Annotated in this window: 23 protein-coding genes; 14 read left to right on the top strand and 9 right to left on the bottom strand. The window is 47.7% G+C overall.

Annotation, left to right across the window (positions count from 1 at the left end; genetic code table 11):
• Nucleotides 1-93: 93 nt before the first annotated feature.
• The gene (locus FD47_RS02810) at nt 94-399 is read right to left on the bottom strand and encodes a hypothetical protein (protein WP_054732724.1); all 306 of its coding nucleotides are present in this window, start codon (nt 397-399) and stop codon (nt 94-96) included.
• A gap of 95 nt (nt 400-494) precedes the next feature.
• The gene (locus FD47_RS02805) at nt 495-734 is read right to left on the bottom strand and encodes a hypothetical protein (RefSeq protein ID WP_054732727.1); all 240 of its coding nucleotides are present in this window, start codon (nt 732-734) and stop codon (nt 495-497) included.
• Nucleotides 735-925: 191 nt separating this feature from the next.
• Between FD47_RS02805 and FD47_RS02800 the strand changes: the two genes are divergently transcribed.
• Nucleotides 926-1,465, top strand: a complete 540-nt coding sequence (locus FD47_RS02800; protein WP_054732730.1) for a GNAT family N-acetyltransferase — start codon at nt 926-928, stop codon at nt 1,463-1,465.
• Between the two features lie 142 nt (nt 1,466-1,607).
• Here the strand turns inward: FD47_RS02800 and FD47_RS02795 are convergent, their stop codons facing one another.
• Nucleotides 1,608-2,780, bottom strand: coding sequence for an MFS transporter (locus FD47_RS02795; protein ID WP_054732733.1), 1,173 nt, complete (start codon nt 2,778-2,780; stop codon nt 1,608-1,610).
• Between the two features lie 31 nt (nt 2,781-2,811).
• A complete protein-coding gene (locus tag FD47_RS02790) occupies nt 2,812-5,193 on the bottom strand; it encodes a beta-glucosidase (protein ID WP_056980021.1) in 2,382 nt (793 codons plus the stop codon).
• Nucleotides 5,194-5,515: 322 nt separating this feature from the next.
• On the opposite strand from FD47_RS02790, the gene FD47_RS02785 reads away from it, so the two are divergent.
• Complete coding sequence (locus tag FD47_RS02785; RefSeq protein ID WP_054732830.1) at nt 5,516-6,466, top strand: DMT family transporter; 951 nt, start codon at nt 5,516-5,518, stop codon at nt 6,464-6,466.
• Between the two features lie 229 nt (nt 6,467-6,695).
• On the opposite strand, the gene FD47_RS02780 is transcribed toward FD47_RS02785, so the two are convergent.
• Nucleotides 6,696-8,000, bottom strand: coding sequence for a YhgE/Pip domain-containing protein (locus FD47_RS02780; protein WP_056980020.1), 1,305 nt, complete (start codon nt 7,998-8,000; stop codon nt 6,696-6,698).
• Between the two features lie 143 nt (nt 8,001-8,143).
• On the opposite strand from FD47_RS02780, the gene FD47_RS02775 reads away from it, so the two are divergent.
• The 4 genes from FD47_RS02775 (at nt 8,144) to FD47_RS02760 (ending at nt 10,230) form a co-directional block, all read left to right on the top strand.
• Nucleotides 8,144-8,797, top strand: a complete 654-nt coding sequence (locus FD47_RS02775) for a TetR/AcrR family transcriptional regulator (protein ID WP_054732735.1) — start codon at nt 8,144-8,146, stop codon at nt 8,795-8,797.
• A gap of 71 nt (nt 8,798-8,868) precedes the next feature.
• The gene (locus FD47_RS02770; RefSeq protein WP_054732738.1) at nt 8,869-9,537 is read left to right on the top strand and encodes a hypothetical protein; all 669 of its coding nucleotides are present in this window, start codon (nt 8,869-8,871) and stop codon (nt 9,535-9,537) included.
• Nucleotides 9,538-9,659: 122 nt separating this feature from the next.
• On the top strand, nt 9,660-10,016 hold the full coding sequence (locus FD47_RS02765) for a DUF1648 domain-containing protein (RefSeq protein ID WP_054732741.1): 357 nt from the start codon (nt 9,660-9,662) through the stop codon (nt 10,014-10,016).
• A gap of 34 nt (nt 10,017-10,050) precedes the next feature.
• Nucleotides 10,051-10,230 carry a hypothetical protein gene (locus tag FD47_RS02760; protein WP_008212264.1) on the top strand — a complete coding sequence of 60 codons (180 nt, stop codon included), beginning with the start codon at nt 10,051-10,053 and terminating at the stop codon, nt 10,228-10,230.
• A gap of 45 nt (nt 10,231-10,275) precedes the next feature.
• Here FD47_RS02760 and FD47_RS02755 read toward each other — a convergent pair whose 3' ends face one another.
• Complete coding sequence (locus FD47_RS02755) at nt 10,276-11,106, bottom strand: C40 family peptidase (RefSeq protein WP_056980019.1); 831 nt, start codon at nt 11,104-11,106, stop codon at nt 10,276-10,278.
• Between the two features lie 134 nt (nt 11,107-11,240).
• Complete coding sequence (locus FD47_RS15325) at nt 11,241-11,378, bottom strand: hypothetical protein (RefSeq protein ID WP_156319439.1); 138 nt, start codon at nt 11,376-11,378, stop codon at nt 11,241-11,243.
• Nucleotides 11,379-11,627: 249 nt separating this feature from the next.
• On the opposite strand from FD47_RS15325, the gene FD47_RS02745 reads away from it, so the two are divergent.
• Entirely contained in the window at nt 11,628-12,611 is a 984-nt protein-coding gene (locus FD47_RS02745) for a choloylglycine hydrolase family protein (RefSeq protein ID WP_054732747.1), read from the top strand.
• A gap of 137 nt (nt 12,612-12,748) precedes the next feature.
• Here the strand turns inward: FD47_RS02745 and FD47_RS02740 are convergent, their stop codons facing one another.
• Complete coding sequence (locus FD47_RS02740; RefSeq protein WP_056980018.1) at nt 12,749-14,686, bottom strand: S53 family peptidase; 1,938 nt, start codon at nt 14,684-14,686, stop codon at nt 12,749-12,751.
• A gap of 193 nt (nt 14,687-14,879) precedes the next feature.
• On the opposite strand from FD47_RS02740, the gene FD47_RS02735 reads away from it, so the two are divergent.
• A complete protein-coding gene (locus tag FD47_RS02735; protein ID WP_054732751.1) occupies nt 14,880-15,491 on the top strand; it encodes a sugar O-acetyltransferase in 612 nt (203 codons plus the stop codon).
• Nucleotides 15,492-15,655: 164 nt separating this feature from the next.
• Here FD47_RS02735 and FD47_RS02730 read toward each other — a convergent pair whose 3' ends face one another.
• Nucleotides 15,656-16,741, bottom strand: coding sequence for an Ldh family oxidoreductase (locus FD47_RS02730; protein ID WP_056980017.1), 1,086 nt, complete (start codon nt 16,739-16,741; stop codon nt 15,656-15,658).
• A gap of 817 nt (nt 16,742-17,558) precedes the next feature.
• Between FD47_RS02730 and FD47_RS02720 the strand changes: the two genes are divergently transcribed.
• From FD47_RS02720 to recQ, 6 genes are all read left to right on the top strand, one after another.
• Nucleotides 17,559-18,401: a MetQ/NlpA family ABC transporter substrate-binding protein gene (locus tag FD47_RS02720; RefSeq protein ID WP_054732756.1), complete on the top strand. Its 843-nt coding sequence runs from the start codon at nt 17,559-17,561 to the stop codon at nt 18,399-18,401.
• 21 nt (nt 18,402-18,422) lie between these two features.
• The gene (locus FD47_RS02715) at nt 18,423-19,505 is read left to right on the top strand and encodes a methionine ABC transporter ATP-binding protein (protein ID WP_056980016.1); all 1,083 of its coding nucleotides are present in this window, start codon (nt 18,423-18,425) and stop codon (nt 19,503-19,505) included.
• The gene (locus FD47_RS02710; RefSeq protein WP_056980015.1) at nt 19,498-20,199 is read left to right on the top strand and encodes a methionine ABC transporter permease; all 702 of its coding nucleotides are present in this window, start codon (nt 19,498-19,500) and stop codon (nt 20,197-20,199) included. The genes FD47_RS02715 and FD47_RS02710 overlap by 8 nt, the downstream gene beginning before the upstream one ends.
• A gap of 16 nt (nt 20,200-20,215) precedes the next feature.
• Nucleotides 20,216-21,370 carry an ArgE/DapE family deacylase gene (locus FD47_RS02705; RefSeq protein ID WP_054732834.1) on the top strand — a complete coding sequence of 385 codons (1,155 nt, stop codon included), beginning with the start codon at nt 20,216-20,218 and terminating at the stop codon, nt 21,368-21,370.
• Between the two features lie 47 nt (nt 21,371-21,417).
• A complete protein-coding gene (locus tag FD47_RS02700) occupies nt 21,418-21,609 on the top strand; it encodes a hypothetical protein (protein ID WP_054732759.1) in 192 nt (63 codons plus the stop codon).
• Between the two features lie 191 nt (nt 21,610-21,800).
• Nucleotides 21,801-23,579: a DNA helicase RecQ gene (gene recQ, locus FD47_RS02695; protein WP_054732760.1), complete on the top strand. Its 1,779-nt coding sequence runs from the start codon at nt 21,801-21,803 to the stop codon at nt 23,577-23,579.
• Nucleotides 23,580-23,604: the final 25 nt, after the last annotated feature.

The raw sequence follows: 23,604 nt of genomic DNA, 5'->3' as shown, positions 1-23,604 counted from the left end.
TTAGTGTTGCACTTAACTTGACAATTGAGGGCTAGATTTTTTTGGAAGTTGAGCGACTGATTTACCTTACATCCATATCGGTGAGTCCGGTAACTATTTAGGATCAAATCGGGATAGTAAATAGCCAATTACATAGAATACGATGGCTTGGACGAAATAAGAGGGGATGGTGTATTTAGAAAAGCTTCCAAACCCTAATAATACTTTTGTGGTATCCAAGCCCAATGAAATCATTAATAAAATCCACGAGATTAATACAGAGCGTCTAAGGATGCTGAAGGTTGGCTCCTTAAAGTTTCTTCTCTTGAAAATATTACTTCCACCAAGAAAAGGTAATAAGGCCAGAAGTACAAGCGCAACGCCAATTAATATCAAAATTCTAACAGGTCCATTAATCATTGTTAACCCCTCCCTTAACGCAATAGGTAGTAGTCTAACTTTTCTTCGTCGATAAAAGCTGATTCCAAGGATAAATTTTCAGAATTTGCTGCAAATCATAAATTCAGCAATTTAACGATCAATAATAGAATTCCAACGATTCCAACCAATATAAAGAGCATGACGTATCCGGTCAGGTCGCCAAAATCAACGAAGGTCCCGAAATATTTGCCAACCGCCCGTCTGATCATCACGTTCAATTGATCACTTAGCTCCTGCGTACGGATTAAGATCCTAACTAATGGTTGTAAGAGTAATCTAAAAAAATTGAGAATCCCGGTAATGATCGATTTCATAGGCGCGACCCCTCGTTAAACCCTTAGGGATAATTCCTCACATGGGTACAGCTTCATCATACTACCAAGGCAAGCCAGGTAAGGAAATTAAGTCGTAAAAGTGTAACCGTTTCCATTATAAATACTTCTTGGCCCAATCCCCAATTAGTCTTAGAATTAAACCAAACAATTTAGCGAAAGTGGTGGATTTGATGGCAGCAATTTACATTCGAAAAGCAGTTACCGAAGATTTTGACAAAATCAACGCAATTATTTCACAGGCTAAGAAGCTTTTAAAAGCCGACGGCAGCCCGCAATGGCAAGATGGTCATCCCGATGCGCAGACAATTAAGGATGATATTGCCAAGCAAGTAATGTGGGTGCTCATTGTGGACGGTCAGGTTGCGGGGAATGCCGCCCTGATTTTATCCCCGGAGCCAACCTATGCCACGATTGAAGCCGGCGAGTGGGCTGATACAACAAGCGACTATTACACCATTCACCGGATTGCCCTTTCCAGTCAATTCCGGGGCCAGCATTTGACTGACTTTTTCATGAGTAATTTAATCTCGATGGGGATCCAAGCCGGCGTCTTTAATTTCCGGTTGGATACTCACCGATTGAACAAGCGGGTGCAACACATCGCCGAAAAAAATGGCTTTGTTCAACGGGGCATTATTCATGTGGAGGACGCCATCGACGATCGCCGGCTGGCTTATGAGCTGAATTTGCCGCGACTGTCTGAAAAGTAGCGGTTAGTTATCACCGAACAATGAAATTGATGATGAATACCAGCCTATAAGGGCGGCTAAATTGGGGGACTCCTCAATTTAGCCGCCTTTTGACTGTTGACTTATTTTCTTAACGCAACGACGCGGTCCACGATCAAATTAGTTAGGCCGGTTCCTTTAGCAAAAATGTCAAACCACCAATCGCGGCGAGAACAACACTTACCGCGGCTAAAATTGGGGCCGGTTGGTCACTGCCGATGAGATGTCCTAGTCCTGATAGCGCGTATGGTGTGATGAACACGCCGATATTAATGCCGACAATCAAAATTGACGACGCGACCGTTTCGTTTCCCTTGCCGGCAATTTCGGCCGATCCGGCGAACAAGTAAGGGCCCACCAAGGATGTGCTCAGTCCGGCAACCATCGTCAGCACGTAAGTTAGCCATAGGGATTGGGAGTATGAAAGGGCAAACAGAGCGACTGCCGCGATGATGAGACCGATGGGGAGAATCAGCCGGTGAATTAATTTAAAGATCCGCCCATAGAGCGTGCCGCCAATCATGTTGGCAACCCCCAAGATGGCGAGGGCAATGCTGCCGTCGGCGATTTTACCGTAGCCGGCCGTTAAGATTAATCCGGAAATTTTGACGATCACCGTCTGCATAATCATCATGCTGAATAACACGAGTAACGCGTAGATCATCAACCGGCCCCTCAATAACTGACCGAGGCTAAGCTGGGCGACCGGCGTTGACTGATCATCGGGATGATCGGCTGCGTGCCGGTCGTTGGGAGCACCCCACCAGAATAAAATAAAGATGGGAATGGCAATCAAATAATATAGGTAAACCTGCCGCCAGCCAAAGCCGATCAAGAACGATGAAATCAGAAACATCAGGATATTTCCAAGTGAGTTGACGGAGCCTTCATAGCCCATCATTGTCTGACGTTGGGTGCCCTCATAGTATGAACTAATCAAGCTGTAAGCCTGCGCGTTGAACAGACCGATCCCGGCGCCTAATAAAAATCTGGATCCCAAGATCAGCCAAAATGAATTGACGACGGTTGGCATCAATCCGGCCAATAGGACGATGAAGACGCCGATTAAAACTGTCACTTTATTGCCCAGTCTTTTGGCAATTGGGTTACTTAAAATCACAAAGATCAGCACACTCAAACTCGGAATGGTGGTTAAACTTTCAATTTGGCTCAGCGGAATGGTGGGAAAGCGGGCCGCCATGAGTGGAATGGTGCCGGCAACCGCATTGGCGCTGGTCAACAGAATTGATATGGATAACAGGGCAGCGGGCAGCCGCCACCTTGGGCCTTGTGTCATGATAGTCTCCCCCTTTGACGATCAAAAATTTTTAGCGACCGAAAATTCCCTTAAAGTAATGACGATTTGCAATCGCGACGAGCTTATTAACCAGCGTCAGCGACAGTTTTCCGCCGGATTGTTGGGCTAAACGGATCAGTGGCGTATCCATGACGATGGTTTCCATGAACTTGGCCTCGGAACTTTCGGGATCGGCAATGCCCTTAGTCATACTGTTTTTGAGAATTGAGGTGATTTTGCGAATCAGTGCCGAGTGGGTGCCGAGCTCCCGGGGCGTATTCAGGCGGGTGTATTGGCCAGGTTGAGCTGTTATTGCCGGTTGAACGGTTAAGCCGCTCATGGTGGTAAAGTCCGCTAAAGTTGGTTTGCCAACCGGGTTCACGTACCAATCCGGCAGCTCTTTTTTCGGTAGCGATTGGCCGCGGACGTCAACGGGGGCGGTCAGTTGACTTTGATCAGACCCAATTTTGACGAGGACCGTTTTGTGAGCGGCCGGTAACTGCCAAGCCTGCTGCTGATCATTCCAGTCGCTAAAGGCGTGGGCTGGTAGCGTAATCGTGACGGATGTTGTTTGGCCCGCTTTTAGAAAAACCTTTTGAAAGCCCTTCAACTCCTTCAATGGCTTTAGTGGGCTGTCCGCCGAATTTCCGACGAAAACTTCAACGACTTCCGCGCCATCGCGGTCGCCCGTGTTGGTAACCGTGACGGTTGCGTTTAGCGCTTGGTCAGCTTGAATCTGGGACTGATCCAAGCTCAAGTCACTTAATTGAAAGGTGGTGTAGCTTAAGCCGAAGCCGAACGGAAAGGCTACTGGCTGGTTAGCCTTGTCATAATACCGGTAGCCGACATAGACGCTTTCAGCGTAAGCGGCTGACTGGGGATTGCGGTCGTACAGGTCAGCGGAGGCAACGTCCTGATACGAAATCGGATAGCTTTCAGCAAGCTTCCCCGATGGGTTGGCTTTACCCGTAAGCAAATTAACCGCGGCATCGCCAACAAATTGCCCGCCCAGGTACAGGTTGATTAAGCCCTTAACTTGCGACCGCCAAGGCAGTTCAACCGGCGCCCCGGCCACCAATAGAACGATTAGATTGGGCGTCACGGCTGCCAGGCGGTCAATCAATTGATTTTGGTTAGCCGGCAGTTTCATATTGGGACGATCAAAGCCCTCTGATTCGGCGCTTTCGGGCAATCCGACCACTACTAACACCGTTTGTGCATCCTTGGCGGCCGCCACCGCATCGGCGGCTAACTGGTCGTCGTTCTCACGTGAGAATGCATAACCCGGTTGGTAATCGTATGGCATTTTGGCCTTCTTGAATCCATCTAATATGGTCGACTTTTCCGGGGGATTGATGTGTGACGAACCGGCCCCTTGGTAACGGGTGGCGGCTGCCATTTGCCCAATTACTAACAGTTTTTGATCAGGTCGGATGGGTAAAATTTGATCGTCATTTTTCAAAAGGACCGCGGCATTCTCTTCAATTTTTTGGGCAAGGCGGCCATCTTCGGCCAGCAAAGCCTCTCGCTCACCGGTAAAGGCTGGGCGTTTCTTTTCGGCAGTTTGAATCACGTTACCGGCAGCCCGGCGGAGCGCGGCAGCTTTTAATTTGCCGGCATTTAACGCCTTCAAGGCTTCAGGATCAAACATATTGGCACTCGATGGCATTTCAAGGTCCCCGCCGGCATTTAAGCTGGCGACTTTGTCATTCAGCGCGCCCCAGTCAGTGACCACGGTCCCCTTAAAGTCCCACTGATGGCGGAGCACTTCGGTTAATAAGTAGGAGTTATCGCTGGCGTAGGTGCCGTTGACCTTGTTATAAGAGCACATGATGCCCTCGGGATGCGCGGTCTGAACGGCAATGCGAAATGCCTCCAGGTACAGTTCGTGAAGGGCGGTCTCATCGATGAGCGAATCAGACAGGAGCCGGTCATTTTCCTGATTATTGCCGGCAAAGTGTTTTAAACACGCGGCAGCGCCGGTTGACTGCAGGCCCTTGATCCAGGCGGCCCCAATCATGCCTGCCAGGAAGGGGTCCTCGCTGAAGTATTCAAAATTACGGCCGCACAACGGATTGCGCTTAATATTGATTCCCGGGCCGAGCACCATATCGACGTCCAGACTCCGTGCCTCGTGGCCGATTGCCCGGCCCATCTCGGAAATCAGTTCGGGATCCCAAGTGCAGGCCACCGCGCTGGCAGTGGGAAAGCAGGTGCTGATGACGCTTTCATTTATACCTAAAGCATCACCGCTGCCAGCCTGATAACGCAAGCCGTTAGGGCCGTCACTCATTCGGAAATTTGGAATGTGGCGGTCCGGTAAGGCTTTGGAGTGCCAGAAGTCCGCACCAGATGTGAGTTGAATGAGTTCTTCGGGTGTCAATTGGGTGAGTTGATCTGCCAAAGATTGCATAAATAATCCCCCTTTAATTACGATAGAATAATATCACCATGCTTTTCTTGATATTTAAATTTGCTTTTATCCTATCATCAAAGGGGCTCACTGTGCTAGTCGTTTGAATGGGAGATAGCGTGAAATAAGAGGGTAGCCGCCAGTCGCCCAATCAATTGGGTGTATAATACAATCAATTCAGCTGGCGAAAGGTGATTAAATAGCGTCACAAGCGCGCTGCTAAAGGGTTAATAAGCGGTTTAACTCGAAGTGGGCAGCTTTTATTTTGGCGTTTTCTGAAGAAATTTTGCTTGGTATCTATCATGACTTGAAGGTGAAAAGTGTGCTGCTGTTCATGTTGTTTTCGTTGATTGCGGGGTTTCTGCTCTCCAATCAAAGCCCAATTAACGCTGATCTCAGTCGAATTGTCAGATCACCGTTTATTGCGGGCACCATTTCCTTTATTATCGGCACCCTGTTTCTGGGGGTGCTGGCGCTGACGATGAGTGGCCGGCTGTTTCCCAGCGGCTCATTTATTCGGGCCCAGCCGATGTGGATTTGGTTGGGAGGCCTTCTGGGGGCCGTTTATTTAACCTCAAATATTTTGCTGTTCCCTAAAATTGGCGCGATTCAAACCACGATTTTGCCGATTATGGGACAAATCACGATGGGGACGATCACCGACTTATTTGGCTGGTTCGGCGCTGAAAAGATTGCTATGACGCCGTGGCGGTTAATTGGAATTGGTGTTTTGATTGTGGGCGTCGTGGTTGCGGTTGTGCTTCCCAGTTTGACAAACCGGGATGTCCGCCAATTTGACACAACGGTGACCCGTCAGCGGAAATCCACTGCGATGATTGGCCGGCAAATCTGGGGCGTTGTGATTGGGGTGCTGGCCGCGATGCAGCAGGCGATCAACGGGCACTTGGGAACCCTGCTGCATTCAACCAGTCAAGCGGCATTTATATCGTTCTTCGTTGGCACGATTCTCATTGCGATTGTGGCTGGCGTCATCGATAAGCGCGTGCCGACAACCCGGGAACTCAAGACCACCAGACCCTGGAACTGGTTAGGGGGTCTTCTGGGTGGGTCGTTTCTCTTTGTCACCGTGGTTGCGGTCCCTCAAATTGGTGCCGGTCTGACCATCATGATGGGGTTGATCGGTCAAATAATCGGCTCGGTGCTGATTCAGCAATTTGGCTGGTGGCGATCCGCTCACCAACCGATGGTGGCCGCCCAAGCACTGGGGATTGGCTTGATGATTGTTGGGGTTGGGCTGATTAAGATGGCTTAAAAGTCGTCGAAACAAGGATGATTTTCTGATTCTGGATCGGCAATGGGCGAGAAGGTTTTCTATATCAGATGGCGTCGCATTACATAGTCATTTTGACCATCAAAAAAAGCGTCAACGGAAAATTGAGGAGTACCCCAAAGTTAAAGTCCAAACTTTAGCTTTGGCGGTATCGCTCAAATACCGGGCGCTTTTTTCAATGAGACAGATAATTAGTGAGGGAGATTAATGATCAGAATTTAGCCGGAATCACGGCTGCCAACCCATGCCGCTTGGTACCGCGATAGCCAATTGCGACTGCCAATCCGCCGAACACGAGACCAGCGAGGACGATCCACCACAGGGTCTGTTCAAGTGATCCGCTGTTTCCCAGGCCGGCCATGGCGTTGAAACTGTTATAAATGTTCTGATACATTGGCGTATTTTGACTGATAAATTTGTAGAAGCTGGTCATTGCTGCCCGTGGAAGGGTGCCGCCGCCAGCCAAAATTTGAAGAATGAACAGCGGCATTTGGACGAGCAAGCTCGGTAGGCCACCACCCAACAAGGCGAGGCCGCTGGTTAGCTCAAAGACGCTGAGGTCATATAAGCTGTTCCGCCAGAGTAATGCGTTGAACGTGCTGCCGTCAAAGCTGACCAAGGTCCGCATTGCCCCAATGGTGATCAGGGCAAGGACAAAGGCCGTAATGACACCGGTGATTTGCAGGCCCAAGAAGGTCTTCCATTTGCCACCGATAAAGCGGACGGACATGAAGGTCATGATCGATATGACCGACGCGATCATCAAGCCCAGATACTGGCCCATGGAAATGAACATTGGCGCCATCTGGTGCTGCATATTGGGCTGCTTGGTGCCCATTGTATCAGTTGATGATTTAGCGGTGATGTTAAATGGGGCGGCCATCTTAGTTGCCTGGGCCATCACCTGCTTTTCAATCTTCGGCTGGACTTGAGCCTGAACCTGTTGGCGAATCTTCTTTTGGTTCACCGCTTGGCCCTTCGAAGCGACCATGGCTTTTTTGATGGCGGTCTTCATGCCAGCCTGCATGGCCGTTTTCATCATTTTCGGTGCTAATTGCTTGGCGTACATTCCCACGAGGGATTGCTGCGTCAATTGGGCGTTAACGGTACTTTGGACCCGAGAAATGAGTGATTGGTTCACGTTGGTCTGCAGCATCGAGTTGGCATTGTTAACCACAAAATTTAACGTGGGCTGCTTGCCGGCCCGAACGTCCTTGTTGAAGCCGGCGGGAATCACAACGGCCAACGACGCCTTGCGAACTTCAATTCGGTGCTTGGTCTGACTAAGATTACTTGAAATTGTCAGATGCTTAAACGGCAGATCGTCCTTCAAGCCACTGGCAACTTTATTGGAAATTTGCTGATTATCCTGGTTGACGATCACAATCGGTAAATTTTTGGTGTTGGTTGGCATGTGCTTAAATGCCGGTAACGCGCAAAACACAAATGATAGCGAGATGAAACTGGCAATGATGATGGCCAGCCAACTAAATTTATTTGAAAACCACTTTGACATATTTTAAATTCCTCCTAAACTATGAATGAGTGCTCATTCGTTTTTGAACCAAAAATATGCTAATCTTTTTTATAATAAATGTCAACCGTATTTGTGATATTGATAAAAGTCAGCTAAACTAAATATTGAAATGAGGTGGGATCGTGGCCAATAGTGAGAACGATTTTCAAGAATTATACCAAGAGACCCTTAAAAAAATGGATGATTTGACGGAGAAGCAGAAGCGGATCCTCCAAGCGGCCCTGGAATTGTTTTCTTCACAGGGATTCAGTGAAACTTCCAGCGCGCAAATTGCCGAGCGAGCAGGCGTGGCGGTTGGATCGGTGTATCAGCGATTTCAAAATAAACAGGCGCTTCTCGTGGCGGTTTTAACGCCGCTATTAACTAAGGCGCTGCCGCAAGCTGTCGACCAATTTGGCACGGCGGCTTTCCAGCATTCTTTTGATGACGTGAAGTCCTTCGTTGAAGCAATTGTGCCTGACCGCCTGCGATTTATTGACAAAAATTATCCAGCATTAAAATTGTTGGTTGGCCAGGTGATCGTTGACGATGAGGGGGTTATTTCCCAGTTGAAGGAAGCCTTCGTCAGTCAGATGTCCACCAACGTTGTACCAAACATTAAGCGTCTCCAGCATGATGGTAAAATGATTGATATGCCCGCAAATTACATTATCCAATTTCTTTTTACCAGTGTTTTGGGCTATCTTGGCAAGCGGGTCTTGAATATACCCGTGACGATTACCGAAGAGATTAACTTCATATCGGCATTTTTGACTAATGGGCTGACCAAGCACTGAGGATAACCGAATTCAGATAGTTTGCGATGGGGAACTAAAGATTATGTTTGCAAATGGGATAGGGGGCAGTTATGCGAATTGTTTTTTGGAATTGTAATGGCGCATTTCGAAACAAGTATGAATATGTAAAGAAATTTCGAGCGGATTTGTATATTATTGCTGAATCCGAATGCGTGAGCAAAATAACAAACCAAAACTTTTTACAGGATATTCAATTTAAGAATAGTTTACATTTTCCAGGAGATAAAAGGGGCTTGTTGGTTTTTACGATGAATGCTCAGAAGATCATTCCCCTTTCATGGGATGACTTTCGGATGCGTTACTACATGCCGTTCAAGTTTGCCGGAAAAACTTTTTTAGGAATTTGGGCTAAAGACAATTATATTGAAGATGAATATGTTTATACGAAATTTCACTTGCAGGATTTGCGTGACACAATTTTAATCGGTGATTTTAATAGCAATGTCATTTGGGATCATGAGCATGGTTATCGGACTCATACGGATTTTAATCGCTTGATGCATTCAATTGATCATGTAAGTGCTTATCATGAGCAAACCAATGAGCCATTTGGAGAGGAAACTCAACCCTCTTTTTATATGCATCGAAAAGTCGATCGACCATATCACATAGATTATGCTTACTTGCCTACTGATCAAAAATACAAGATTAGCTTTGGAAGCCGCAACTTTTTAAGCTATTCGGATCACTTACCATTAATTCTTGATATTGTGGATTGATTTTTCATCATATTTTTTCACGGTAGGTTTTAAATTTGGTTAGTAATTTAAAGCGTTTATGTATTCAAAAATGAGGTTAGTTACAATCTCCGTTGCCGCCTCTCGTTAAAGAAGGTAATTTCATGAACCTCTCAATCTTAATTTCAAAATCTTACGGTAAGTTGATTGCCATTCACTGGGTTGTCACCACAATATTGGCCCTCACCGCCATCGTTTTTTACCCCCGGCTGCCAACGGAAGTGCCGACGCATTTTGGCTTTGGCACGGCAGACAGTCCGGGCAATAAGTTATCCGTCTTTGTCCTGCCAATCGCGTTGATAGTCTTCGGATTGGTTTGCTCGCGAAGGTGGATCGATCGGCAGTACGCTGATTTGACGATTCAAAATACGTTGATTAAAGGACTGATGATGGTTCTGATGGTCATTCTTTGGTGGGGCGTCGCGGTGGCCACTATGATCTATTACCGTCTCGCTTGGTGAAGCGAATTGCATTAAATTGAAAGGGTGCTTGTAAGTGAAATTTAATCATCGATTTTATAAAGAAATTAATCTGTATTCTGGCGCGGCGTTTGTCGCTGCCGGCTTTTTGTTCTGGGGTGATCCCACGTTTGGAACCTGGCTGTCGATATCGGTTTTTGCCGTTGGGCTGATGCTGATGGCAATTTCGTTTGTTGTGTTGCCGACGAAAAAATAATTGTTTCATCAAAAAAGGTGGCCACTGGGTCACCTTTTTACGTCGTTAATTTATAAGTCGGCGAACAAGACCATTCGTTTCTTGACGCCAACTGGGGGCGTTTAGGGATGTGATCCCCACGCCGCCGGTGTCCGATTGGCCGTGATCGTGGAGAAATAGATTGTCACCCAGATAGATTGCCACGTGGGAGTTCACTTGGCCCCTTGCATTGGTGAAAAAGAAGATGTCGCCACGCTTCATATTTTGAAATTTAACTTGGTGTCCCATTGTAGCCAACGTATACGTTGTTACGCTGTCCAGATCTCCAAGAGTGACACCAGCCTTACCGTAACAATACCTCACAAAAGATGAGCAGTCGAACCGGTGATGGTGGATGTCCGTGAGATTTCTGCCGCCACCGTAATCGTACTTCGAGTGGCCAACTAACTTTAATCCTGCCGCGATGGCGGTCTCAACTTGAGAATTTGAGCCCTTTAGCGAGGCGAGGTCGCGAAAACGGGTTTCTTGCGCGCTAATCCAATAGTGATGGTGATTTTGAGTGAACCGAATATACCCAGCTCGCTGGTTATGATTGAGGTCGTCACGAATTTGGCCAGTGACTTGGGCGGTAACATGCCGTGAATGGACCGTTCCCAGATATTGGCAGCCGCGGGTCCCCGCTGGTCGTGAGTAGAGTTTCGCGGCTGGCCTTACAATGGTGAGCTTATAAGGGTAACGATAGGATTGGTAAACGTGGTTCGGCACGATTTCCTGTTTTGCCTGAGTAACCGGCTGCGGGGCGCTGTTGGGACTGATAGTGGCTTTGACCCCGATAAAGCCGATTCCCAGAACGATGACGGTCACGATTCCGCCGATGACGAGTTTTCTTGGACGCATATGGATTTCCCCCTAAATCTAACTTGCTTATTCCATTATTAGCATGGTTAGCGAGACAAATATCGCTTTTTTCAACGACTTATCAATTATTTAGGGAACGGGGAAGAAATTCAATCGCCCGTTTTTTCGGATTTTTAGTGGCGTCGGAGCAATTTTACCGTCAGAAATTGGGTGATCAATTTGATGGATTGCTTGAGGGAACCTTCAACGCTCAGAAAAATGAGGGTTCCAATAATCATAATTAACCAGATTAGTAGTTTATTTGTCATCATCAAATCAGCCTCCTTGGACGTTGCAGTTGTCTTTTCACCTTCTAATATAGATGATTTTAAGGCTATCAAAATTGGCCGATTTTCCAAAATTATTTGCCTGGTTTTGTATGAATGGACAAATTTCTCATTCAGAAGATCCCAGCAATATTTGGCAGTGAAGGTTGGGATGCGTTGATCAATTAAACCCGCAACCGTCTTGGCAAATTGATTTAGCAGCGGTAAACTAATTTTCAAAGAGGAGTGGTTAAGATGTGTACAAGTGTCACTTTTTTATCAGAAACTGGCGATAATTTTTTGGCTCGAACGATGGACTTTGGCTTTGAATTGAAGGGGCGGCCGGTGGCTGTTCCCCGGGATCAGACATTTCCAAGTGACGTCGCCAACAGTTCTTATCATACGAAATACGGGTTTGTGGGCGCTGGCCGCAACCTGGGCAACTATATTTTGGTGGACGGCGTGAACGAAAAGGGTGTCAGTGCCGCTGCCCTATACTTCAGCGGTGAAGCCCAATTCGCTGACAAATCAGTCCCTGGGAAGGTTAACATTGCCCCGCACGAAGTATTGAACTGGATCTTAGGAAATGCTGCCAGCGTTCAGGAATTAGGGACCCTGATCGATCAACTGAACGTGGTGGCTGCTCCGGTTAAGGTCATGGGCAAGTCCGTCCCGCTTCACTGGATCGTCACTGACAGAACCGGTGAAAGTGACGTACTGGAAATCATGGCCGATGGGGTTCATTACATGAAAAATCCCGTTGGCGTGATGACCAACAGCCCGGACTTTACGTGGCATTTGAAGAATTTGAGTAACTATACCGAACTAAAGCCAACCCCGCATCCAGCTCGGGACTATGACGGCTATCAAGTTTCGTCATTTGGACCAGGTAGTGGGGCGCTGGGCATGCCCGGCGACTACACGTCGGTTTCGCGGTTCATCCGGACCGTTTACATGCGCGAGTACACCGATCAGGTAGCCACTTCGCAAACCGTCACCGAATTGAGCCACATCCTCAACGCGGTGGAAATTCCTAAGGGCGTCAAAATTAAGCAGGATGGCAGTGAGGACTACACGCAGTATCGCGGCTATATGGATACCCAGAATTTGATTTATTCAATGCAGCCCTATAACGACCAGACAATCTATCAGGTTGCGTTGACTGAGGACTTAATGAATCAATCGACACCAACGGAGTTTCCGATTGCCGATCAGCAGCAGTTTCAAAAGATGAATTAGTTTAACAAGTGAAACGATCAGGAGTTTCGGTTCCAGAAAAAAATCGGGCGACTATTCCATTACTGGGAATAATCGCCCGATTTGTTACTGATGATCCTTAAACAACTTTTTTGAGCGGCGTTAGCTTCAAGCCGGCTCTAGTTGGTCTCGTGATCGAATTTGTTCAAAAGTTTTTCAAAGTTAATGGTTCCGAGTCCGGTTGCCTGATTATAAAGCTTGCCAGGTTGGCCGGTGTAGTACAAATTATTATTGTTGTCAGCGTCGTCAAGAACGTTGAATGGTGTGTCGGTATCCTGGGCAAATTTGTAAATTTGAGGATTCCAGAATCCAACAGGCGTTTGCCGGCCACTGTTGATGACCGCGTTGGCAGCGGCTATTTGAGGGGTGGTAAAGCTGGTGCCGCCATCGACGCCCCACATTGTGATTGTTGATTTGACAGCTTTTTTGGTCTTGGCATTAAAGGTGACTTTCGGACCGGAAACAACTGACGCGTACCCTGTCTTCGGGTCCGCATTTCCGGCAACGTCCGGAATATTTCGTGAGTTACCAGTGCCAAAGATCATGTGAGGATTCTTTGTCAACGTGTAGCGGCCGTTTTTAAATGTCAGCATGTTGATGGCTCTAAAGGTGTTCACGCCGGAAACACCCTGCTGGTATCTTGGCGTTGGATTTATTGCGGAGAAGCCACCGCCACCACCACTAAAGCTGCTGTATTTCGTATCGTAAGCCGGCCGTGAATAGGTATCGCCCCAAGCACGTTCCTTGGCGACAGTTACCAACTTGCCGTCAATGATCTTTTGGTATGGTAAGGTTGTGCCGCCGACCACAACTTGGTATGGCGAGGTAGACATCGTATGATTTTCTTTGGAACTTGGAGTGGAGTAAGGGCCACGATCACCACTCGCGTTAAAGATGGTGATTCCCTGGGCCGCAGCTTGTTCATAAATCAGGTTAAGCGCATGATCGTACTGCTGGAAAGTGGTGCTTGGATCCGTCCAACCCGTGGTCGTCTCGAAGCCCGGTGCCATACTGGTGGTGATTTGTTTGTCATCATTGCTCGAGATGGCGGTCATAAAGGATGAATAAAATGATGATGGTAACGTGGTTTTCGTCCCGGTAGAATCGCCAGTGTACAGATCCAGGCCGGCCTTTGGCGCAACCGCTGAAGCAGATTCAACGTCAAGGGTGGCTTCCATCTGGCCGGCACTGATCATTGTATTCAAAGCCTTTTGAGCCTGAGCCTTTGAATCAACGGTGTAGATATGGCGAACGCGGCTCAAATCCGGGTTGACGCCGGTCTGCTGCCAATAGGTGGACAGATCGGAATCACGGACGTCACTGGCGTTGATGATCCCAATTCGCTGCCCCTGACCCTGGAGCCCCTGGGCATACAAACCGGTTAGATGATATGCCTTGGCGAATTTTCCGGCGCCGTACTTATTGGAAAAGGCGTTGGTGGAAAGGCTGGTATCCGGTTTCGTGTCGGTGGTCGACAAGCCGGTTGTCGTCACGTTTGTCACCGCAGCTTTTTTATGAGCGGTCGACTTCTTTGTGGCTTTCTTGGCTGTTGCCTTCTTCGTCGTTTTCTTGCTGGTCGTCTTCTTAACTTTCTTATTTGGATTAGTGGAATATAACCCAATGACCGCAACGACCTTATCAGATAACTGCCCCGGAAGCTTATAGCTCGTCTTGGCGTGATCGCCCTTCTTTTTAGCCGGAACGTACTTGGCGTTAAAGGCCCGCTGCATATCCGTGGTCGTCCCGGATAACTTCACTGATAAATTACCCGGATACACATATGTCTTGACATGGTATTTCGCCAAATAGTCCTTGAAGGATTGGATGTAACTGTCCGACTGCCCAAATTTAGCAGCAAAGTCACTTGGCGCTAAGTATTGATGAAACTGCTGACTACTGGGATCGACCGTATCGTAAACATAATTTGTCAGGTCGGATTCGTTCGTCGGCTTAAAGGTGACGTTCACAATCGTGGTCTTGGCCGCCGCCTTAACTTGACTGGTGCTGATGGCAACTCCGGCTCCCAAAGCCAGTAAACCACTTAACGTTGCCAGCATTAACTGTTTTCCCCTCAAAATAATCACTCTTTTCTATTGTTAATAATCCTTATTATAACAATGTTACTGATTGGCAGGGCTTATTTAGATACTTAAATTATTCGAAAAGGGTGCCTAATCATTTTGATCGGTGGCTGGGAGTGTGGGTATACTTGAATGAAATGAAGGGAAGTTGACCTAGGAGATGGCAAAAATGACTCAAACACAACGAATGCTCGCCGGTAAGTTGGCTGATCCCAGAGATCCGCAATTGCTGAAACAACAGCGCCTGGCTCACCGGTTATCAAAGCTTTATAACGATACATTTGACGATGAACATCAAAAGCGCCACGAGATTCTTAATCGGCTACTGCCGCATTCAGGCGATCGCGTGATTTTTGAAGGGCCTATCTTCATGGACTATGGGACCCACACCACAATCGGCGATCGCTTCTATGCCAATATGAACGTCACGTTTTTGGACAGCGGCCCGATTACAATTGGCAACGACGTGCTGCTTGGTCCCAACGTGACCTTGGCGACCCCAATGCATCCGTTACGATACCAGGATCGCAACTTTGTGCCTGACAGCACGCTGCCCGGCAGGCAATATACCAAGCCAATTGTGATTGAAAGTAACTGTTGGTTAGCCAGTAACGTGGTGGTTATCGGCGGGGTGACAATCGGCAACGGTTCGGTGATTGGCGCCGGCAGTGTGGTAACGCGGGACATTCCGGCTAATTCGCTGGCGGTCGGCAACCCCTGTCGGGTGATTCGCCAAATTAGTGAGAAGGATGATATCCGGCGTAAACCGGAATTGTTTTAAGTGGCTGGGCCGGTCGCAAGATCCCTTAAGCTAGCAAGTGTTCAAAAAAGGTCCTGCTAGAAACCCACTCATTGCGGTTTCTGGCAGGACCTTATTTAGATGAAGCGTCGTCAATTCTAACGCTTAAATCCGTTATTCCAATTTCCTATTGACTTGGGAACAAACTAGAGTGCTTCCGGGACCGGAACCTGGTTTTCGTTGCCGATCTTTTGAAGCTCAGCCGCCGTTTGGTCATCGATGACCACGCCAGCCTTCAAATTCTGATCATAATTTTTATATTCACGGTCGCCAGGAATAAAGATCGTTGAACCAGGGATGTGATCCAATCCCCGGATTCGGTCAAACATATTCTCGGCATTCTTCTTGAACGTTTCCAAGTCGCCAAACAAATCCGGGTTAATGGCCAGCAGAAATTGACTGAAGTCGTGTTTGCCGGGCTGATTGGTATCGGCAGAAATGGGCCCCTGAGCTAAAATACCGGTCAATAATTCCACCACGAGTGAGTTACCAAATCCCTTGTAGTTCGAATTAGATTCCAAGTTACCGCCAAGCGTGAGAACCCCGCCACCTGGTTGATGTTCTGTAAACGCGATCTTTGAAAGATCATCCTCAACCTTTTTGGCATCGTGGACAACGTGGCGTTTGGAATCAACCGCCCAGTCTCCAGGAATGGGTTGATGATTTTTCGCCAGGACCTGAATCTTGCCGCTGGAAACAATCGATGTGGCGCCATCGAATACAAATGGGTGCGGTTCAGCCGGGAAGCTAAACGCGAAGGCGTTCGATCCTAAGAAAGCGTCATAGGCGTTTGTCGGGACAACTAGGGGACGCGTGTTGGTGAGCGCAATGCCGATTAAGCCTTGCTTTGCGGCCATTCGGGCGTAGTAGCCGGCGGTGCCAAAGTGATTCGAATTGCGGATAACCGCCAGCGAGATGCCGATTTTCTTTGTCTTTTCAATCAAACTGTGCATGGCAAAGGACGAGGCAATTTGGCCCATGTTTTTATTGGCATCGACCAATAAGCTGGTTGGGGTTTCCTTCAATACTTTGACCTTGTTTCCCGGTTCAATGATATGGCTTTTGATCATCCGGGTGTACCAGGCCAATCGTTGAATCCCATGTGATGAAATTCCGCGGAAGTCCGCGTCCACTAATGTATCGGCTAACAGATCACCGTCCTCTTGGCTAAAGCCATCCTTATCAAATACTGCCTTTAAAAATCGTTTTTCTTCGCTTGCTTTGATTCGCATATCGAGTCATTCCTCCCACTAAAATAAATGCTGATGGATTAGACGAAAAAACGTCCCCAAACAACGTGAATTGTTTAGGGACGATATGATCGCGGTGCCACCCAACTTCGTAATCAACGCGTGTCGATTACCTCTGGTTACTTTTCTTAAAAAGTCCAAACGGTATCGGGTTTGAAACGTGGCCGCGGCTTTCACCTTGGTCAAGGCTCCGAGTTCATCTTCGTCGGTTAAAATAGTCTGTGCTTTCACCTCGTCACAGTCGCTGGTTGCCATTTCAAACCGAGTACTCTTCTCATCTTCGTCTAATGTTAACGTTAATGCTAACTTTAAAACACCGGAAATGGTTTGTCAACGGGCATTTTAACATCCAAGATTATGAGTCAATTTTCATAATTAGGCTTGACATTTTTTGAAATTCAGATAAACTTACAAACTATCAACTTAAATATTAAAAGATACAGTGAAAAAGATGAGTAGTGTTTAGCGATATCTGAAGAGAGTCCCGGTTGATGAAAAGGGATGTTATTTCTGGCACGAAGATGGTCTTGGATTATCTTTTAGTACCGAGCAGGGTGTGAAGTACTAACGGATCCGCACGTTACCGCGGCAGAGTATGAAACGTACTCGTGGAGAAGTCGCCTGTGAAGGCGATTTAAATCAAGGTGGTAACACGGCCAAGTCGTCCTTTATTCGAATGCAGTTTGCATTTGGGTAAAGGATTTTTTTGTTCACTGAATTTTTGATTGAAAAGGAGCGCAGGGGTTCATTGGGGTTGTTGTTTGATAACTAAATTGACGTTAGAAAGGGATCTGAGACGATGAAGAAAACAACGAAATACATTATTGGCATTGTGATTGTGTTACTGATTGTGGTTGCCGGCTACTTTAGTTTTGCCCACGGAGGCAGTGCAAAGAGCCGCACGGTCACCATTGGGATTATGTCCGGAACCAAGCAGGATGACAAGATTTGGGACACGGTTTCTAAAACCGCCAAGGATAAGTATCAAATTAATTTGAAGTTTAAGAAGTTCACGGATTATACCCAGCCCAACAAAGCGCTGGCGAATGGGGATGTTAATCTGAACGCTTTTCAGCACTACGCTTTTCTTCACGACTGGAATAAGGCCAACAAGGGAAGCCTGGTACCGATTGGCAAGACCTTTATCACGCCAATTCGGATCTACTCGAAGAAAATTCATGACTTGAAAGACATCAAGAAGGGTGGTTCAATTGCCGTGCCAAATGATGCCACCAACGAATCCCGGGCGCTGATTCTGCTGCAAACGGCTGGCTTGATCAAATTAAACCCTAAGGATTCGGTTTATGGCCTGAAGTCGATTACCAGCAACCCGAAGAATTTGAAGATTAAGGAACTGGATGCCAGCCAAACCGCCCGCGCACTTTCGGACGTTGACGCTGCGGTTATCAACACGAACTTTGCCCAGACTGCCGGGTTGAACTACAAGTCCGCTATCTACGTTGAGCCGGTTAATAAGGATTCCAAACAGTGGATCAACGTGATTGTGGCCAACAAGAAAGATCAGAACAAGAAAATTTACAAGGACGTTGTGAAAGCTTACCAGACGGCGGCAACCAAGAAGATTATGCATCAGGAATACGGAACCGCCCAGTTACCAGCATGGGATATTAAAATTAAGTAGCGAAAGGAAGCGAGAAGTCAGATGCCTGAAAAAGTCATTGAATTAAGCCACATCAGCGTCTTCTTTAACCAGGACGGCCAGACTTTGAAGGCCGTTAACGATGTTTCGCTGGATGTTGAAAAGGGCGATATTTACGGGGTCGTCGGGTATTCCGGAGCCGGCAAATCAACGCTTGTTCGGGTGATCAATCTATTGCAGCGGCCCACTGCAGGCAAGGTGGTCGTGAATGGCGAAACGCTGTTTGAAAAAACCGAGCAGACAACCACCGTCATTGATGCCAAGAAATTGCGCCCAAAACGCCGAGAAATTGGGATGATCTTTCAGCATTTTAATTTATTGGACGAAAAAACGGTGATTCAAAATGTTGAATTTGCATTGAAACATCGAAAGCTCAAGGAAAAGCAGATTACCGCAAAGGCGCAAGAACTGTTGGAACTGGTGGGCTTAGGTGATCGCGGCCAGGCTTATCCAGCCCAATTGTCCGGTGGTCAGCAGCAGCGAGTTGCCATCGCCAGGGCGCTTGCAAATGATCCGGAGATTTTGATTTCCGATGAAGCAACCTCTGCTTTGGACCCGAAGAATACCGTTCAGATTCTTGAATTACTGAAGCGGCTCAATCGGGAATTAAACTTAACGGTGGTTCTGATCACCCATGAAATGGATGCCGTTAAGCGGATCGCAAATAAAGTAGCCGTTATGAGTGAGGGCCAAATCGTTGAACGGGGGACGTTACTGGATATCTTTACGAATGCCCAGTTCCCGTTAACCAAAAAGTTGGTTGGCACCGAGAGTGACTCGCAAAAGGCGATGGCAATCTTAAAAAATGACCACGCCTTCGATAACCAGGCGGATCAGTCAATTTTGCATCTGACTTATCGTGGCAGTTCGATCAGCGAGCCGGTGACAACGAAACTATATGAAGACTTTTCCGTTGAGACAAGCATTGTTTACGGCAACGTGGATGTCTTGAGGGATACGCCGGTTGGCACGCTATTTGTGATTATGACGGGGGCCAAAAACGACCGCCAGCAGGCGATTCAGTATCTGAAAGCCCATGATGTCACGGTAACAGAAGTTGGATTGGAGGCCGTTAAAAATGACTGAGTGGTTTAGCAATACATTTCCGAACGTGGTGAGTCTCGGCTGGTCGGGATCTGACGGTTGGCTGGCCGCAATTGGGCAGACAATTTACATGACGTTTTGGTCGGCTTTGTTTGGCGGTGTCTTAGGATTGTTGTTTGGCATTGGCCTGGTATTAACGGATACCAAGGGAATTCTGGAAAATCGCTACTGGTTTAACTTCTTTGATAAGGTGGTCTCGTTTTTTAGAGCGATTCCCTTTATTATCCTGCTGGCGTTTATTGCCCCGGTCACTCAAAAAATTGTTGGGACCCAAATTGGGACCACCGCGGCTCTTGTGCCCTTATCGCTGGGGGTGTTTCCGTTTTATGCCCGGCAGGTTCAAGTGGCATTGACCAGTATTGACCATGGTAAGATTGAAGCCGCGCAGTCGGTGGGCGCAACGTTTGGTGATCTGGTGTTTGACGTCTACCTGAAGGAGGCCCGGTCTGAATTGGTTCGAGTTACCACGGTGACGCTGATCAGTCTGATTGGTTTGACCGCGATGGCTGGGGCAATCGGTGCCGGGGGTTTGGGAAATACGGCGATTGCCTATGGCTATAACCGTTTTGATAATGACGTGACGGTTGTCGCAACCTTTTTAGTCCTGATTTTTGTCTTAATTATTCAGGTGGGCGGCGATTACCTGGCAAAGATATTAAATCATAAAGCTTCTTAAAAGAGGGTAATGGGTGTTGGATCAAACGGAACAGTTGAAGATATTACGAGATTTAATTCAGATTCAAAGTCCGAATGGCAATGAAATTGCGGTTTCGAAATACATTGGGCAGCTTTTTGACAAGTATGGCATCCACTATCGACTGGATGCTTTTGGGGATCGGCGGGCTGACTTAGTGGCGCAGATTGGTAATGAAGAATCGACCAATATTCTGGGCTTTACCGGTCATCAGGACACTGTCAGTGTTTCGAACCCCGATCAATGGCAGCATGATCCCTTTTCCGCAGCCGTTGTTGGTGATCAGGTGTTTGGCAGGGGGGCTGCCGATATGAAAAGCGGGTTGGCGGCCCAAATCATTGCCCTGATCGACTTAAAGCAGGCTGGCTTACCTAAACACGGCCAAATTCGGTTTATTGCGACCGCGGGGGAGGAGTATGGCACGCCGGGCGCATTTCGATTAAATGATCAGCACGTCGTCGATGACGTGGCCGCCCTTGTCGTCGGTGAACCAACCAGCGGCCAGGTCGTTTACGCCCATTCCGGGAGTATTAACTACCGAGTGAAAAGCTTTGGCCAGGCGACCCACAGTTCGACCCCCCAAAAGGGCATCAATGCCATTAGTGGGTTGAATCAGTTTATTAATCGGGAAACCACTTTGTTTGACCAGGCACCGGTCGATCCATTCCTCGGGCACGTTCAGCACAGCATTACGATGATTAAGGGCGGTGAGCAGGTCAATATCATTCCAGCGGCCGCTGAGCTTTCTGGGAATATTCGGCCAACGGAATCTTTTAACAATGACGCCGTGATTCGGACGCTTAAACAAGCCGTGGTTGACATTAACGCGGCCAGTCATTATCGGTTGGAATTTTCACTCATCCACAACTTCTTTCCGGTTGAAACGGATCCGCAAAATGGGTTTGTCCAGTTAGCCAAACAGGCGGCAACCGCCCACTTTTCTGATCGGCAAGTCGATTTGATCACCATTAACGGCGCTACCGATGCCAGTGTCTTCGTTCAGGCAAACCCGCAAATGCCCGTGGTTGTCTTAGGGCCGGACACTTGGGCGGAGGCCCATCAAACCGATGAATTTACCACCATCTCAAGCTTTCGCAGGACGATTGGCACCTATGAGCAGTTGGCCCAGGATTATTTTCACGAATTCGACTGAGCATCCCAGACGTGGCTATGATAAAATATCCCCAAGAAGGTGATCCCGTGAAAATTAGCTGGAACCCGACATTCTATCGAAACGTGAATTTCTGGTCGGGAATTTCGTTTTCGATTGTGGGCCTCGTCTTGTTAAGCGGCACGTTTAACCGGTTGATCAGCGCACTGTTCCTGGTGGCCGGCATTGGGTTGCTGTTAACGGCGATCCTAAATTTGGTGCGAAAGCCATCCGGAAAGTGAAACCAGTATTGATAAATTTTCAAAGGCGTTTTCGATTGGGAATTCCAGTCGGAAGCGTCTTTTTCGGATTGGAAATCGGGCGGGCATCAATTTGAAACTTTTAGTGGAAACTTGGTCACTTCCAAAGAAATTCCCATTAATTTTGCGTATACTATACTGAGTGACAAAACTAGAAAGGGGACTTTTTTTCGATGACGCCCCAAGAACTTTTAAAAACAAAATTTGGCTACGATGACTTTCGCCCCGGCCAGCAGGCGGTAATCGACGATATTTTGGCGCACAAGAGCGTGCTGACGATCATGCCCACTGGTGGGGGAAAGTCGCTGTGTTACCAGATCCCGGCGCTGATGCTTGATGGCTTAACGCTTGTAATTTCACCGTTAATTGCGTTAATGAAGGATCAGGTTGACGCGTTAAATGACAGTGGAATTCCCGCTACTTTCGTGAACAGTACCCTGGATTTTCAACAGATCGATGAGCGGCTCGCCGAAGCCCGGAACGGTGACGTTAAATTGCTGTATGTTTCTCCAGAACGGCTTGACTCTGGGGCTTTTTCCCAATTGGCAGCTTTACCGATTGATCTAGTGGCGGTTGACGAGGCGCACTGTATTTCTCAATGGGGCCATGACTTTCGTCCCAGTTACTTAGCGCTGACGCAACGATTAAATGATTTACCAAGCGACCCAACCATTGTGGCGCTAACGGCAACCGCCACACCGCGAGTTGCGCAGGATATTCAGCAGCGATTAGGCATCCACGAAGAGGTTAAGACCGGTTTTGAACGGGATAACCTGGCGTTTAAGGTGATTAAAAATCAGGATAGCGATCGGTTTATCCTGGATTGTTTGAAGTTAAATTCTGACCAATCCGGAATTATCTATGCCAGCACCCGTAAAGAGGTTGAACGGCTGACCCGCCTGCTGAAAAAGCATCATTTTTCGGTGGCGATGTATCATGGGGGCTTAAGTAAAGAACAGCGGCGCAAGAATCAGGACGATTTTCTATACGACCGGTCGTTGGTGATGGTGGCAACCAACGCCTTTGGAATGGGAATTAACAAGAGCAACGTCCGCTTTGTCATTCATGATTCGGTGCCGGGAACGTTGGAGGCCTACTATCAGGAAGCTGGCCGTGCCGGCCGGGATGGGCTGCCAAGTGAGGCAATCCTGATTTTCAAGCTCAAAGACGTTCAGACCCAGCACTTTTTCATCGAACAGTCTGATCGTGACGAGCAGAGCAAGCAGCGGGAGTATGAAAAGCTGCAGATCATGACCCAGTACGCCAATACCCAGCAGTGTCTGCAACAATTTATTCTGAATTACTTTGGTGAAGATGGCCCGAAATGCGGCCGCTGCAGCAACTGCTTGGATACCCGAGAAGCACGGGACATTACCGTTGATACGCAGAAGGTGCTGTCATGCGTTTATCGAATGAATGAACGGTTTGGCAAGAATCTAGTCGCTCAGGTTTTAAGCGGATCCCAGGTTAAGAAGGTACTGGATCTCCACTTCGACGACCTGTCAACCTATGGCATTATGAAATCGATGTCGCAAAAAAATATTGTGAGTCTCATCGACTATTTAACGGCTACAGGCTACTTGCAGGCTGATGGCGACCAATTTCCGGTTTTAAAAATTACGGCGAGTGGTTTCGCGGTTTTAAAGGGCCAGCAAAAAGTGACTCGAAAAACCGCTGTCCACGCAACCAAGAGCTTGCCGCAAAATGATGAATTATTCGAAGAACTCCGGCAATTGCGTCGTGAATTCGCGGAAAAGCAGGGTGTGCCACCGTTCGTTATCTTCTCGGATAAGACGCTGCATGAAATGAGCGCGGTGATGCCCGCAACTGCCGCTGACATGTTAAATGTGAAGGGTGTCGGTGAGAGTAAGATGGAGAAGTATGGTAAACAATTCCTAGAAGTTATTTCAAAGTATCAGGATGATCAAGCTAGTGATAAGGTCAAAGCGTAGTTAGGCAAGATCGATTTTGTAATTC

The organism is Lentilactobacillus parafarraginis DSM 18390 = JCM 14109 (assembly GCF_001435895.1).
In the GTDB taxonomy this organism is placed as follows: domain Bacteria; phylum Bacillota; class Bacilli; order Lactobacillales; family Lactobacillaceae; genus Lentilactobacillus; species Lentilactobacillus parafarraginis.
Note: the sequence above shows the minus strand (reverse complement) of the source record. Positions and strands in the feature narration are given on the sequence as shown.

Excerpts from the sequence above, each read along its gene's own strand:
- FD47_RS02795 (WP_054732733.1), bottom strand. The coding sequence starts at position 2,780 with ATGACACAAGGCCCAAGGTGGCGGCTGCCCGCTGCCCTGTTATCCATA.
- FD47_RS02810 (WP_054732724.1), bottom strand. The coding sequence starts at position 399 with ATGATTAATGGACCTGTTAGAATTTTGATATTAATTGGCGTTGCGCTT.
- FD47_RS02800 (WP_054732730.1), top strand. The coding sequence starts at position 926 with ATGGCAGCAATTTACATTCGAAAAGCAGTTACCGAAGATTTTGACAAA.
- FD47_RS02740 (WP_056980018.1), bottom strand. The coding sequence starts at position 14,686 with ATGCTGGCAACGTTAAGTGGTTTACTGGCTTTGGGAGCCGGAGTTGCC.
- FD47_RS02780 (WP_056980020.1), bottom strand. The coding sequence starts at position 8,000 with ATGTCAAAGTGGTTTTCAAATAAATTTAGTTGGCTGGCCATCATCATT.
- FD47_RS02720 (WP_054732756.1), top strand. The coding sequence starts at position 17,559 with ATGAAGAAAACAACGAAATACATTATTGGCATTGTGATTGTGTTACTG.
- FD47_RS02790 (WP_056980021.1), bottom strand. The coding sequence starts at position 5,193 with ATGCAATCTTTGGCAGATCAACTCACCCAATTGACACCCGAAGAACTC.
- FD47_RS02710 (WP_056980015.1), top strand. The coding sequence starts at position 19,498 with ATGACTGAGTGGTTTAGCAATACATTTCCGAACGTGGTGAGTCTCGGC.
- FD47_RS02735 (WP_054732751.1), top strand. The coding sequence starts at position 14,880 with ATGACTCAAACACAACGAATGCTCGCCGGTAAGTTGGCTGATCCCAGA.
- FD47_RS02730 (WP_056980017.1), bottom strand. The coding sequence starts at position 16,741 with ATGCGAATCAAAGCAAGCGAAGAAAAACGATTTTTAAAGGCAGTATTT.
- FD47_RS02805 (WP_054732727.1), bottom strand. The coding sequence starts at position 734 with ATGAAATCGATCATTACCGGGATTCTCAATTTTTTTAGATTACTCTTA.
- FD47_RS02770 (WP_054732738.1), top strand. The coding sequence starts at position 8,869 with ATGCGAATTGTTTTTTGGAATTGTAATGGCGCATTTCGAAACAAGTAT.
- FD47_RS02765 (WP_054732741.1), top strand. The coding sequence starts at position 9,660 with ATGAACCTCTCAATCTTAATTTCAAAATCTTACGGTAAGTTGATTGCC.
- FD47_RS02745 (WP_054732747.1), top strand. The coding sequence starts at position 11,628 with ATGTGTACAAGTGTCACTTTTTTATCAGAAACTGGCGATAATTTTTTG.
- FD47_RS02715 (WP_056980016.1), top strand. The coding sequence starts at position 18,423 with ATGCCTGAAAAAGTCATTGAATTAAGCCACATCAGCGTCTTCTTTAAC.
- FD47_RS02755 (WP_056980019.1), bottom strand. The coding sequence starts at position 11,106 with ATGCGTCCAAGAAAACTCGTCATCGGCGGAATCGTGACCGTCATCGTT.
- FD47_RS15325 (WP_156319439.1), bottom strand. The coding sequence starts at position 11,378 with ATGATGACAAATAAACTACTAATCTGGTTAATTATGATTATTGGAACC.
- recQ (WP_054732760.1), top strand. The coding sequence starts at position 21,801 with ATGACGCCCCAAGAACTTTTAAAAACAAAATTTGGCTACGATGACTTT.